This window comes from Marivita sp., from assembly GCF_051251565.1.
Taxonomy (GTDB): Bacteria; Pseudomonadota; Alphaproteobacteria; order Rhodobacterales; family Rhodobacteraceae; genus Marivita.
Genome location: NZ_JBPOFB010000012.1, coordinates 16,724 through 30,624, shown reverse-complemented (window position 1 = coordinate 30,624; position 13,901 = coordinate 16,724). Strand labels below are relative to the sequence as shown.

At 60.1% G+C, this 13,901-nt stretch carries 11 protein-coding genes; 2 read left to right on the top strand and 9 right to left on the bottom strand.

Translation table 11 applies throughout. The features are described from left to right. Nucleotides 1-115 precede the first annotated feature (115 nt). A complete protein-coding gene (locus ACSHXH_RS14395; RefSeq protein ID WP_435672506.1) occupies nt 116-1,105 on the bottom strand; it encodes a Bug family tripartite tricarboxylate transporter substrate binding protein in 990 nt (329 codons plus the stop codon). 165 nt (nt 1,106-1,270) lie between these two features. Here ACSHXH_RS14395 and ACSHXH_RS14390 point away from each other — a divergent pair, with 165 nt between their 5' ends. Both ACSHXH_RS14390 and selD read left to right on the top strand, forming a co-directional pair. Continuing rightward, nucleotides 1,271-2,677, top strand: coding sequence for a helix-turn-helix domain-containing protein (locus ACSHXH_RS14390; protein WP_435672505.1), 1,407 nt, complete (start codon nt 1,271-1,273; stop codon nt 2,675-2,677). 68 nt (nt 2,678-2,745) lie between these two features. After that, entirely contained in the window at nt 2,746-4,914 is a 2,169-nt protein-coding gene (gene selD / locus ACSHXH_RS14385) for a selenide, water dikinase SelD (RefSeq protein WP_435672504.1), read from the top strand. Here the strand turns inward: selD and mnmH are convergent. The 8 genes from mnmH to betI form a co-directional block, all read right to left on the bottom strand. Further along, nucleotides 4,896-5,951: a tRNA 2-selenouridine(34) synthase MnmH gene (gene mnmH, locus ACSHXH_RS14380; RefSeq protein ID WP_435672503.1), complete on the bottom strand. Its 1,056-nt coding sequence runs from the start codon at nt 5,949-5,951 to the stop codon at nt 4,896-4,898. The genes selD and mnmH overlap by 19 nt on opposite strands. Nucleotides 5,952-5,955: 4 nt before the next feature. Further along, nucleotides 5,956-6,528: a PqiC family protein gene (locus ACSHXH_RS14375; RefSeq protein WP_435672502.1), complete on the bottom strand. Its 573-nt coding sequence runs from the start codon at nt 6,526-6,528 to the stop codon at nt 5,956-5,958. Nucleotides 6,529-6,544: 16 nt separating this feature from the next. Next, a complete protein-coding gene (locus ACSHXH_RS14370) occupies nt 6,545-8,650 on the bottom strand; it encodes an MlaD family protein (protein WP_435672501.1) in 2,106 nt (701 codons plus the stop codon). 35 nt (nt 8,651-8,685) lie between these two features. Beyond that, nucleotides 8,686-9,312, bottom strand: a complete 627-nt coding sequence (locus ACSHXH_RS14365; protein ID WP_435672500.1) for a paraquat-inducible protein A — start codon at nt 9,310-9,312, stop codon at nt 8,686-8,688. Next, nucleotides 9,279-9,902 (bottom strand): paraquat-inducible protein A, encoded by a 624-nt coding sequence (locus tag ACSHXH_RS14360; protein WP_435672499.1) that lies wholly within the window; start codon nt 9,900-9,902, stop codon nt 9,279-9,281. Before ACSHXH_RS14360 ends, ACSHXH_RS14365 begins: the two co-directional genes overlap by 34 nt. 206 nt (nt 9,903-10,108) lie before the next feature. After that, a complete protein-coding gene (gene betA / locus ACSHXH_RS14355) occupies nt 10,109-11,767 on the bottom strand; it encodes a choline dehydrogenase (RefSeq protein WP_435672498.1) in 1,659 nt (552 codons plus the stop codon). 9 nt (nt 11,768-11,776) lie between these two features. Then, nucleotides 11,777-13,234, bottom strand: coding sequence for a betaine-aldehyde dehydrogenase (betB, locus tag ACSHXH_RS14350; RefSeq protein ID WP_435672497.1), 1,458 nt, complete (start codon nt 13,232-13,234; stop codon nt 11,777-11,779). Continuing rightward, nucleotides 13,231-13,812: a choline-binding transcriptional repressor BetI gene (gene betI / locus ACSHXH_RS14345; protein ID WP_435672563.1), complete on the bottom strand. Its 582-nt coding sequence runs from the start codon at nt 13,810-13,812 to the stop codon at nt 13,231-13,233. Before betI ends, betB begins: the two co-directional genes overlap by 4 nt. Between the last annotated feature and the right edge of the window lie 89 nt (nt 13,813-13,901).

The following is a 13,901-nucleotide window of genomic DNA, read 5'->3' as shown; positions in this document are numbered from 1 at the left end:
GTCTCCTTCGAAATCTTGAAAATCATTTCCCGGATGACCCGATCCGGTTTGGCGAAAAATGGCCGGGGCGGTCTGCACCCCGGCCTCTGGTCACCCCGTCACAACGCGATTGGGATCACGACGACCCATCGCCTTCCATATCCGCGAGGATCGCGGCATGCTTTTCCCGCTCTTCAAGGAAATATGCCTGAAGCGCATCGCCGGTCAGGAAATCGCCCATCAGAGCCTGCTCCGACATGTAGGTCTGCCATTCCTCGGTCTCGGCGACCTTGCGGAACATCTCGGTGTAATAGGCCACCGCTTCGGCGGGCATTCCCTTGGGGGCCACGAAAGACCGCTGCATCGTGTAAACGATGTCATGCCCAAGCTCGGTCGCGGTCGGCACGTCCGCGAACCCACTAATCCGGTCCTCGGTGAACGCAACAATCGGGCGCAGCTTTCCGGCGTTGTAGAACCCCATCGCTTCGGACGGGTTGTTGACCGAGCTGTCGATATGTCCACCGACAAGGTTCTTGGCCACATCACCGCCGCCACCAAACGGCACATACGTCACTTCGATGCCAAATTCCTTTTCGAGCATTGCAGTCACAAGACTGTCTTCCTGCCCGGTGCCGGTGCCGCCCATTTTCCATTCGGTGCCGGCCGCCTTTACCGCAGCGACATATTCCTCGATTGTGGTGATATCGCTGTCGGCATTGACCCAAAGCACGAACGTATCCAGCGCCATGCGCGCAATCGGCTGGAACTCTTCGATGTCAACGCCGATATCGGTGCGCAGCGGCGTGGTGTAATAGCTGTTCAACGTCGCCATGATCTTGTGCGCGTCGCCCTCATTGTCTTTGAGGTAGCGCAGCGCCTCGGCACCCGATCCGCCGCCCTTGTTCACCGGCAGAACCGGCATTGAGGCAAGGTTTTCCTTTTGGATGATCGACTGGAAGAGCCGCGCAAGACGGTCGGCACCGCCGCCCTGACCCGCCATAATGACCATTTCAATCGGCTTTTGCGGCTTCCACCCTTCGGCCAGCGCCGATATGACCCCCGTTGCGATCAATGCGATAGACGCAACACCCGCCAAAGCTGCACGACGTGTCAGTTTGTAGATCATGTAATATCCTCCCGATCAAAAAGCCCGCTCCCGTCGGCGGCTTTGACCACTAATCCTCCCTCAGGCTTGGACGATAGATACCCTCACGAAATATAATTTCACGATTAATGCGGTCATCATGTTAATTCTTGCCATAAAAAAAAGGATTTTTGTAATGTTGTGAACATGAGCAAAACCTTCATTGGCCCGCAATTGCGGCAACTCCGCCGTCAGAACAAGCACACGCAGGCCGAAATGGCACAGCGGCTCGGAATCTCTGCGGCCTATGTTAACCTATTGGAAAACAACCAGCGCAACTTATCGGTGCAAGTGCTTGTCGCCTTGACCGAAGCTTACGGCGTGGACATGCGCAGCCTGGTCAGCAACACCGAAGCGACCAGGCTCGCCGATCTGCGCGCCGCCGTGCGCGACCCGGTGTTTGGCGACGAACCGCCCGACCTGACTGAATTGCGCGGTGCACTGGATCACGCGCCCACCCTCGTAGACCGATTCTTGCACCTGCATAAGACCCATAGGTCCATGGCCGAACAATTTCGCCGCCTTGCAGGACAAACCGCAGGGGGTGACCTGCGGTTCAAGACGCCGGAAACCGCGATCCATGATGTATTCCGCGCACATGAAAACCACTTTGACCCGCTGGAACGGCAAGCCGAAGACCTGCGCGCTCGGCTGGGCGGATCGCATGACGACATGTACGCGCTGCTCAAACGCCATTTGCGGCTGGAACACAGCGTCACCTGCACGGTGAAAAAACTGTCGGACATGCCCGGCGCGCTGCGCCTGTTCCGCGAAACCGATGGCATTGTGCACCTGTCCGAAGCGCTGGATCATCCGAACCGCGTGTTTCAGCTCGCTCATGTGATTGGTTTGCTAGAGGCCCGCGACACCGTGCAAAGCTATGTCGTCGCCAGCGGCATCACCGCCGATGCAGGCCGCGCACGCCTAACAGTGGAGCTAACCAACTATTTCGCAGCGGCCTTGCTAATGCCCTACGCGGATTTCCTGACATTGGCCGAGGCAACGCGCTATGACATCGACCGCATCATCTCGGGCTTTGGCGTCAGCTTTGAGATGGTCTGCCAACGCCTGACCACGCTGCAACGCGACGGCCAGCGCGGCATCCCGTTCTTTTTCCTGCGGGTGGACCGCGCGGGCAATGTGTCCAAACGCTTTAACGCAACCACGATCAGCCTTGCAGAAGAGGGTGGGGCCTGCCCGGTCTGGGACATCCACGGCGCGTTTCAGGTGCCCGGTCAACTGCTGCCGCAATTCGTGGAAATGCCCGATGGTGGCCGCTTCTTCACCCTGTCCCGCACCTCGGACCGGCCGGTTGTGGGCGCACGCCTTCAGGAACGCCGCCTTGTTGTGGCCATCGGCTGCGACACCGAACAGGCCCACCGCATCGGCGCGGCGCAGCGGTTTAACATGGAGGACACCACGCTGTTTGCCCAGATCGGGACAAGCTGCCATGTCTGCCCCCGCACCGCCTGCCCGCAGCGCGCGCATCAACCCTTGCACGTGACGCTGCCCGTCGATGCCAATCGGCGCGGACAAACACGTTACGAAAGTTGACCGCCCGTCGCATGGGCGTGCCCGCTTCCGCATGCTAAGCCCGGTCCAACGACCAAAGGACACGCCCCATGCACACCGCGCCCCTGCCACTTAGCCAAGACCTCGTATTGATCGGCGGCGGGCACACCCATGCGCTGGTCCTGCGCAAATGGGCGATGAAACCGCTGCCCGGTGCGCGGCTGACCCTTGTCAACCCCGGCCCAACAGCGCCCTATTCCGGGATGCTGCCCGGTTTTGTCGCCGGTCACTACAGCCGCGATCAGCTGGACATCGACCTTGTCAAACTGGCGCAGTTCGCAGGCGCGCGTCTGATCATCGGGTCGGTCACAGGCATTGATCCCACTGCGGGGCACCTCCAGATCGACACCCACCCGCCCATAGGATTTGACGTCTGTTCCGTCGATGTCGGCATCACCTCGGACATGCCCGCGCTGCCCGGGTTCACCGAACATGCTGTGCCGGCGAAACCGCTTGGCCCCTTCGCCGCCAAATGGGACGCGTTCCGCAACGGCGATGGCCCGACGGACGTTGCCATCATCGGCGGCGGCGTGGCCGGAGCAGAGCTTGCCATGGCGATGTCCCATGCCCTGACCCAGCGCAACCGCCCGTGCACGATCCACCTGATCGACACCGCAACCGTGCTGTCGGCCCTGCCTGCCAAAAGTGCCCATGCCCTGCGCGACGCGATGACCACGCTCAACATTGTGCTGCACGAAAATGCGGCCATCACCCACCTGAGCGCGAACACCGTGCACCTGAACGATGGTCGCACCATCACTGCGGACTTTATCACGGGCGCGGCTGGCGCGCGGCCCTACGCGTGGCTCACCGACACGGGTCTTGCCACCCATGACGGTTTTCTGACCGTGAACCACCGCCTGCAAACCAGCGATCCGCGTATCTTTGCGGTGGGTGATTGCGCACATATGGCCCAATCCCCGCGGCCCAAGGCGGGGGTCTATGCCGTGCGACAAGCGCCCGTTTTACTTAACAACCTGTTGTCCTCGCTTTCTCGTGGCGCTCTGGAATCCTACATTCCACAAAATGATTACCTAAAGCTTATCTCGCTCGGCAAAAAATCAGCCCTTGGAGATCGCTTTGGTCTGACCTTTAAGGGTGCGTGGGTCTGGGGCTGGAAAGACCGCATCGACCGAAAATTCATGGATCAGTTCAACGACCTGCCCCGGATGCCCGTGCCTGCCTTGCCCTACCCCCGCGCCACGGGAATGCGGGATGCGATGGGCCCCAAGCCATTGTGCGGCGGATGCGGCGCAAAGCTGGGGCGTGATGCGCTTTCTGCCGCGCTCTCAACCCTTGCGCCGGTGCAGCGGTCGGACATCACCTCTCTGCCCGGCGATGATGCGGCGCTGCTCACAACAGGCGGCGCGCAGCAGGTGTTCACCACCGATCACCTGCGCAGCTTTTGGGCAGATCCGGCGGTCATGGCGCGCATCGCAACCCAGCACGCGCTTGGCGACATTTGGGCGATGGGGGCCAATCCGCAGGCCGCGACCCTGTCGATCACGCTGCCGCGCCTGTCAGACACGCTGGCGCAACGCAGCCTGACCGAAATCCTGAACGCGGCCCAAGCAATCCTGCAAGAAGCCGGTGCCGAAATCGTCGGTGGCCACAGCACCATCGGGGATGAGCTGTCCATCGGGTTGGCCCTGACCGGGCTTTGCGATCAAACGCCGATCACTCTGAGCGGTGCGCAAGACGGGGCCGCGTTGATCCTCACGAAACCCATCGGCACAGGCGTGATCATGGCGGCCCTTATGTCGGGCAAGGCGCGCGGCGCGGATGTGGCGTCCGCATTGGAGGCCATGCAGCACGGCCAGAAAACCGCTGCGCATATCTTGCGCGCGGTGGCACAAGCCATGACCGATGTCACCGGGTTTGGTCTTGCCGGGCACACACAGAACATCTGTGCCGCGTCAAACCTGTCGGCCCTGCTGACGCTCACAACCATTCCGCTTTTGCCGGGTGCGCTGGAGATGTCCGAACGCGGAGAACATTCTTCGCTTTACGCGAACAATCGCGCTGGATTTTCAAACATTCCCGACAGCCCGCACACCCGCCTGCTGTTTGATCCGCAAACTGGCGGTGGGTTGCTGGCTGCTGTGCCACAGGATCAGGCCGAAGACATCGTCACAGCCCTGCGCACAGCGGGCCATCCAAACACGGCAATCATCGGTCATTTGAAAACAGGCCCGGTGGGTCAGATCGACATCGCCTGAAGCACCGCCTCAACCTGAGATGCGATCTGATCCAGATGCGGCGCAGACAAGCCATCCGTTTCAACGCGGGCGATGACATTGGGTGCCATCGCCTTCATCGATTTGGCATAGGCCAGATCGTAATGGTCTTCCATCAACGACCGGGTCAGGGCGGCGGTGTCGCCCGCGTGGCTTAACTCGCGCCACCGGGCCAGCAACGCCTCTCCGCGATGCGCCTTGAGCGGGGCCAGTTTTGCCTCTAACGCGGCGCTGTCCGCAAGAATGTCGGCGTAGGCCTGCACCAGATACGCGGTCCGCGCCTCAAGCGGGGCGGCGACCTCGATCCAAGGGGCTGACTTCATCGCATCCCAAAGCGAGGGCGGCAAAAGTACCTGACCGATCCTGCTGCTTTCCGCTTCGACCAGCACGGGCCGCGATGGATCAAGGCGGCAGATTTGACCCGCAAAGGCGCTCTCAAACGCCTTTTGCGACGGCTGCACGCCCATTGAGCCCAGCAACGACCCCCGGTGATTTGCCAAACCCTCAAGGTCGATCACCTGCACTCCGCGTTTGGCCAACAACGGCAACAGTTCGGTCTTGGCCGTCCCGGTATAGCCGCCCAGTTGCACAAATTTATAGGGCAACACGCTGGTGTGCAGCATCTCGACCACCAGACGGCGGTAAGTTTTGTAGCCGCCTTGGATCAGGTCCGCGCGCCAGCCAATTTCCTTGAGAAGCCACGTAAACGACCCAGACCGCTGTCCGCCGCGCCAGCAATAGACCAAAGGCTTCCATGCCCCGCCATAGCCCATCAGCGCGGTGTCCACATGATGCGCTGCATTGCGAAACACCAACGCCGCCCCGATCTTGCGCGCGTCAAACGGGCTGACCTGCTTGTAGATCGTGCCCACCCGCGCGCGTTCGTCATTATCAAGAACCGGCAGGTTGATCGCGCCGGGCACATGGTCTTCGGCATATTCCGCCGGGCTGCGCACGTCGATCACGGTATCAAACCCGTGATCCAGAAGGTCGGGCAGCGTGGACGGAATCAACCCCATCAGACTAGCGCATCAACCCGATCAGTTCGTCCGACAACGCCACAAGCGCACGTCCCTGCGCCTCTGTCACCGCACCCGCCGTGATCTCGGTGAGGGGCACCGCGATGGCAAAGCGTTCGACCCGTTCGCGCGGCGTGCCGTCCACAGCGCTGACAGCCGCCTGCCCTGTGATCTCAAACACGCCCGCAGCAGTGGCCAGCATCTTGTCGATGCGCACATCCAGTCGGGCTGCCGGACCGTCCTGCAACGGCCAAGGTTCTGCCGACACGGTCGCCGTGCTGCGATCATCAAGCAATTGCGCCAATGCGCCGGTTACTGCGCGTTCAGGGTCATCTGCCCAGACCGCGTCCCCCAAGGGACGCAGCGCGCCGCCCTCTTCGCGGATTAGGATCTCGGCGCCCGAGGCATGGCTGGGCAGCGACACATCCCGCAGTTCAACGCTGGTGACCGACACACGCGTCTCTGCCCCTGACGCCACCGGTGCGTCAATCAGATAGCGTGCAGTGCCCGTCCCGCTACATGCTGCCAAGGGCAAAACCATGACGACAGCCAAGCTGCGCAAATTCAAAACGGTCATACTCATACGTCCTTTCTCAGCGGCCAAAGATCAGCGAATTGGGACTACGCTCAATGGCGCGGGCCAATTCCGAAATCGACTTTGCCGCATTCTGTACTTCGCGCAGCGCCGAAAGCGTCTGAGCGTTGAAGTCCGACCGATCACCATAAGACCGGACCACCGTTTCCGTCTCGGCAACCAACCGCTCAAGGCGCGCCGTCAATTGCGGCAGGTCTTCAACAGAGGCGGCCACCGATCCGGCGGCATCTGACGCCGATTGCAGCGTTGCGTTCAGGTTCTCGACCACCCCGCCTTCGCGCAATTCTGACAGCGCCAAACGCATCTCGGTCAGCGCATCGTTGAGCGTACCCGGAAGCTCCATCGTGTCGTCGCTGCCCAAAAGCGCATCCACGCGGGTGAGCGTGCCTGTCGCACTATCCACAAGCGCCTGCAACTCAAGTGCGCTGGCCGTGGTCGCCACCGCTTCGAGTTCGTTCAACAGGTTAGGGATATCTGTCTCGGTGATCTTCTTGAGGTTCGCAGTCAGCGCCGGCGCATCCTGCGACGCCAGCGCAATATCGGCCATCGCTGCATCCAGACGCGCAAACGCGCTGTTCAGCGATCCAACGGCGCCGCCGTCGCGCACCTCGGCCACCAATTGCGACAGATCCGCAACCACCGCTTCAAGCTGGGCGGGGATTGCCTGAAGCGCCTCGCTGCCAACAAGCGCGCGTGTGTCGTCGATCAGCGCCACCGCCGATCCCGGCACGCGTTGCAGGTCTTCGTTGCGCGCAAGCTGTTCAAACGCTTCCATCAGGTTGATGGCCTGCTGCATCACCTCTTCGATGGGCAGCGCGTTGATCCGTTCGAGCACGCCTTCGGCTGTTGCGGTGAAATCCGACAGGTTGGAGTCGATGCTCGGCAAACGCGGGATTTCGCCCTCGGCCTCGATCAACTGGCCGGTTGGCGCATCGTCCAACACCACCAGCTCAATGCGCAAATCACTACTGAGCAAACTTTCGGTCGCCAAGCGCGCGCGCATGCCGGTCTCAACGGCAAAGCGGAAAAAATCCACTGTTTCGTCAGGCGACGCGCCAGCAGCCAAACCCATACGCTGCGGGTCAATTGACACGCTCACCAACAAAGACAATTCAGGCCCAAGCTGCGTTTCGACGATGCGTGACCGCAATTCGGTGACCACCCCCACCTCAAGCCCCTGATACGTCACATCGTCACCAGCTTCTAACCCATTCACCGACTCAGAAAACTGGATCGCAAACGGTACACCTTGCGACGGGCCGCGCACCAAGGTGTTGCGCCGCGCGTCGTCTTCGGCTCCGTAAAGCGTGAACACATAGCTGGATGGCAACGGGCCGCCGTTGTCGTAGACATTGTCAAATTCGACGCCCCCGGTGACCAGCGATGCAAGGCTGTCGAAATCCACAGCGAAACCGGACGCGCCAAACGACATCTCGAACCCGGACGTGTCCCAGAACCGTGTCGCCTGCGTCAGCCGAAGGTCATGCGGCGAGTCGATGAACGCATCCACCAACACCGTGCGCCCATCCGCCGACAGCCGCGGTGTCTCAAGCCGACCCACCTCGACGCCGCGAAACAGCACCGGCGAACCGTAAGAAATCGTCGTACCATCATCCGTGGCCAGTGTGATCCTGCGGCCGGGGCGGCCCGGCTGGTTCAACGGGGGCGATGTGGAACCACGAAATTCAAACGCCGGAGTCCCCGCAACATTGTCCCACGCGCCTTCAATATAGACCCCGGACAACACCGTGGCCAACCCGCTGATCCCGCGCGCCGAAACCTCGGGGCGCACCACCCAGAAAAGCGCATCCTCGTCAATGAACGGGTGTACGTCTTTATCGATCCGCGCCTGCACCAAAACGTTGCGCAGGTCCTCGGTAAAGGTCACATCCTCAACCGTCCCGACCACGACATCCCGGTACCGCAGCGTGGTTTCGCCCGCGACAACACCCGACGCATTGGCAAAGGAAATCTCGATCAACGTCCCGCGATCCGCGAAATTCTGCCACGCGATGCCCAACGAAATCACGAGCGCAAAGACCGGAACCAACCAGACCAAAGACAGGTTGCGCAGCACCGATCTTTTGCGGGGGGTGACCGTCATGTCAGCAGCAGAGGGAGGTATATCGTTCAAACCATTTATCCTTCACGCGGGGCGTCCCAGATCAGTCTGGGATCAAAGCTATTTGCCGAAATCATCGTAAATGCAACCGACAGCGCAAAGCTGACAGCCGCGATTCCGGGATTGATGGTGGCCACAAAATTCAGCTGCACCAAAGCTGACAGAATGGCCACGACAAAAACGTCGATCATCGACCAGCGGCCCACGAATTCGACGAACTCGTACAGGTGAAAATGGTTTGCCGTGCCGGGCTTGCCGCGCTGCACCCGCAACGCCAGATAGGAAATGGCGATAAATTTGCTCACCGGGATGATGACTGACGCGACAAACACGATCAACGCCACCCCGAACGCGCCATGATCGATCAGATCGAACACACCGCCGACGATCGTGCTTTCCTGCACATGGCCCAAGGTCGACGTCCGCAACATCGGGTACACATTGGCCGGAATATAGACGACCATCCCGGCAATCAGCCACGCCCAGACCCGTTGCAGACTGGCCACATCGCGGCTCACAAGGCGCGACCCGCAGACCGAACAGCTTTCGGTTCCAAGCGGGTGCACGTGCCCACATTCGGCACATCCCACGAGCCCGGCGGCGCGCGCCGTCAGGACGGGCTGCGCGCGTTCAGCGTTTGCCATACTGTCACCCGACACATGAAATTATCCTTAAGGACGGTGATAATCACCAATCCCACGAACGCCCAAAAGGCCGGTCCCAACGTCACCTGCGCCAGACCCGCCACCTTGACCAATGCCACCGCGACACCGATGATGAAAATCTCGGCCATGGCCCAGGGCCGGATCGCTTCGGCCATTCTGAATACGCCTTTGGCGCGTCGGGCCGGGCTCCAGCCCAGCGCCATTGGCGCAAACACATAGATCAGCGCGGCAAAGCGCAGGATCGGCAGCACCACGATCAACGCCGCCACCGCGAAGGACAGAGGCAGCATCAACCCGTCCGAGAACGCAAAAATTGCGTCGAAGACCGAGCTTTTGCGGCCAAGCCCGTGTGTGCTGAGTTCCAGAAACGGGAAAAACACGGCAGCGACCATAAGGATCAGCCCCGTCGCCGACAGCATAACGATCCGCGTCATCGCCCCCTCGCGCGGTGCCATCAGAACCGTTCCACAGCGCACGCATTTCGCCTCTGCGCCAATCGCAAGGCTTGGCACATTATGCAACGCATCACACTTGGGACAGGCAATCATGTCGGACATCGACTCGTTCATGCGCGCGTCATACGTGATTCAGGGCGCGTGTGACAGGCCATTGCAGCGACAGCCCCGCGAGAGACCTAATTGGTTCCACACAACTTTGATTTTGGTTCGGACCCGCGCGAATTTACCAAAATGAAGCGTCTTTCCCACTATTTTAGCACCAGCCTCACTTCAACAAATCAAATCGAACGATTGTATCCAACTCCAAGCCACACAGCTCAACGTTGCTGCGTCTGCCATTTGGGATGAATCCATGGCTCTAGATTTCCCATCGGCAGCGCGGGTTTCCCAAGAATATGATCCGACGCCTTCTCTCCAACCAAGATCGATGGCGCATTCAGATTGCCATTGGTGATCCGAGGGAAAATCGAACTGTCCGCGACCCGCAACCCATCCACCCCGATCACCCGGCATTCCGGGTCAACTACTGCCATAGGATTGTCTTTTGCTCCCATCTTGCAGGTTCCACAGGGATGATACGCGCTTTCGGCGTGTTCGCGGATAAAATCATCAAGCATGTCATCACTTTGCGCGGCATGCCCCGGCTGAATTTCATGCTTGAAATAAGGCTTGAACGCGTCCTGCGCAAAGATCTCCCGGACCAGACGGATGCCCTGCCGAAAGTCGATCCAATCCTGCTCATGGCTCATGTAATTGAAGAAAATCCGAGGGTCCGCTTTGGGGTCCGCTGACGCCAGCGTCACCGCCCCTCGAGACGGCGAACGCATCGGCCCAACATGCGCCTGAAACCCATGCCCTTCAGCCGCTGTTTGCCCGTCATAGCGAACAGCAATCGGCAGAAAATGAATTTGCAAATCCGGGTACTCCACGCCCGCTCGTGACCGAATAAAGCCACATGATTCAAACTGGTTCGATGCACCCGGCCCAGTTTTTGTGAGCAGCCACCGCGCCCCGACATAGGCTTTGCCCAAAAGGTTCCAATACTTGAAAAGGCTGACCGGCTGGCTGGCCGCCGCCTGCACGTAGACCTCAAGGTGGTCCTGCAAATTCTGCCCCACACCGGGCCGGTCCGCGACCACGTCAATCCCCGTGTCGCGCAGATGCGCCGCCGGACCAATACCAGAAAGCATCAACAATTTCGGGGAATTGATGGCCGAAGCGGCAACAATCACTTCAACATCAGCGCGGATCACCTTGATCTCAGAGCCTTGTTCAATTTCCACGCCAATCGCGCGCCCGTCTTCAATCACAACTTTCCGCGCAAAGCCTCTGACAAGGCGACAGTTTTCGCGCTTCAACGCAGGCCGCAAATACGCCTTGGCCGCAGACCAGCGCGCCCCTTGCCAGACCGTCATATCGAAGGGTCCAACTCCCTCCTGACGTTGCCCATTGTAATCGCCGGTCACACCGTATCCTGCCTGTGCACCCGCCTCAACGAAAGCGCGGGTGAGCGGATTGTCACGCGCGCCGCGCGTCACATGCAGCGGGCCGTCACTGCCACGCCATGCAGTGTCGCCGCCATGACCGCCTGAATGCCAGCTTTCAAGTCTCTGATAGTAGGGCAGAACATCCGCATAGCCCCAGCCCGTCGCACCCTGATCGCGCCAAAGGTCGAAATCACGCGCATGACCGCGCACATAGATCATGCCATTGATCGACGACGATCCCCCAATGACCTTGCCCCGTGGACACGCAAGCTGGCGACCGCCAAGATGCGGCTCGGGTTCCGTCTTATATCCCCAGTCGTACCGCTTCATATTCATCGGATAGCTGAGCGCACCCGGCATCTGGATGAATGGTCCGACATCGGTGCCGCCATGTTCAATAACGATCACCGACCGCCCTGCTTCGGACAGGCGGTATGCCATAGCACAGCCCGCAGAGCCTGCACCAGTTATTACGTAATCCGCTTGCATTTCAGTGCCTTAGTACGGGGCCTCAACGTCACCCATACGGACGTAGACGGATTTCAATTGGCTGTAATGGTTGATCGCAGCCTTCGAGTTTTCGCGCCCGACACCAGACATTTTTGTACCACCAAACGGTGCCTCAACGGGGGCGTCATTGTAGGAGTTGATAAAGCACGATCCCGCCTCAAGCTGCGCAATAACCCGGTGGCCCCGCGACAAGTCGCGGGTGAACACGCCTGCCGACAAGCCAAATTCCGTTGCGTTGGCGCGGGTTATCGCCTCTTCTTCAGAAGAGAAATCAAGCACCGCCATCACAGGGCCGAAAATCTCTTCACGGGCGATGATCATATCATCGGTTACATCCGCGAAAACAGTAGGTTGCAGGTAGAATCCGTCGCGGTTCAGCCGCTTGCCACCAGTGACCAAACGCGCGCCTTCATTTTCGCCTTTTTCGATATAATCGAGGACGATTTTCATTTGTTTCTCGGAAACCATCGGGCCGAAATTCGTGGCCTCGTCCATCGGATCCCCGATCACGGCATTTGACAGGCGCTCGGTCAGCCGTTTCAGAAACGCTTCTTTAATGCCTTCGTGCACAAATACCCGCGTCCCGTTCGAACAAACCTGCCCGGAGGAATAGAAATTAGCCAGGATCGCCCCGCCCACCGCGTTGTCCAGATCGGCATCGTCAAAAATGATCAAGGGCGATTTGCCGCCCAACTCCATCGTGACATGCTTCATCTGCGCCGCCGCCGCTGCGTACACTTTCTTGCCCGTGGGCACGGACCCCGTGAGAGACACCTTCGCCACCCGCGGATCGGTGACAAGGGATGCACCTACCTCACCAAGCCCTTGAACCACGTTGTAAATCCCCGCGGGCAGGCCCGCCTCGTGCAGGATTTCCGCCACTTTCAACGCGCAAAGCGGTGTCATTTCCGACGGCTTGAACACCATAGCATTGCCACAAGCCAGCGCGGGCGCGCCTTTCCAGCAGGCGATCTGGGTCGGATAGTTCCACGCGCCGATGCCTACGCAAACGCCCAATGGTTCGCGGCGGGTATAGACCCAGTCTTCGCCCAACTGGATGTGTTCGCCGGTCAGGCTCCCGGCCAAGCCACCGAAATATTCCAATGCGTCTGCCCCGCTGGTGGCATCCACCGCGATGGTTTCCTGATACGGCTTTCCGGTGTCATAGGTTTCCAGCACCGACAGATCGTGATTGCGGTCGCGCATCATGTCGGCGGCACGGCGCAGGATACGGCCCCGTTCAGTGCCAGACATCGCCGCCCATTGCCTTTGCGCGCGGTGCGCCGACGCGAGGGCCTGATCGACGATGGCGGGTGTGGCGGCATAGACCGTGGCTATCTGTTTGCCGGTGGCCGGAAAGATCACCGGAATCGGCACCCCGCTGGTGTCTTCAACATAGGCACCGTCAATGAAATGGCTCGCTTTGGGCTGTGTGTCGTAGCTCATGCAACTGGACCCCTGTCTGCTTGAGTGAGTTCGTGGGAAAGCGCCGTTAAAACCTGACGCGTTGCCTCATCCCCTGAGGGCAGTTCTTTGCGCAGGGCTTCACGCAGATAAAGCCCGTCAATTAGGCCCGCGATACGCAGCGCAACTTCGGCGGCACGCGCGCCAATCAAGGGGCGCAAATTGTAAAGCAGGTTCGAATGCAACCGTCGCTGATAGACCGTCAGCAGGCGGTGTGCCTGAGCGTCCGACTGCGCCAGAACGTAGAAATTCAGCCACGCGGCAATCACTTCACGCCGGAAGTTGGAACTGGAAAACCCGGCGCGGATGACCGCCTCGATCCGCGCGCGCGGGCCCTGCGCCATGATCAGCGCGCCGCGCACTTCGGCCCCATAAAGGCTAAGAATGTGACGCATGGCAGCGAGGAAGATCTGATCCTTGCCACCAAAATAGTGATGCGCCAGCGCCGACGACATGCCCGCACGGCGCGCGATCTGGGCCACGGTCACATCCAAAGACCCCGCCTGCCCGATCTCTGCAATCGTTGCTTTCACCAATGCCTCGCGGCGTATAGGCTCCATCCCGAGCTTCGGCACGTACGACTCCTTGATCTGGGGTTTGACGTCCGGACCGTATGGCGTTTTTAATTGACGCGTCAATCAACAAAAAA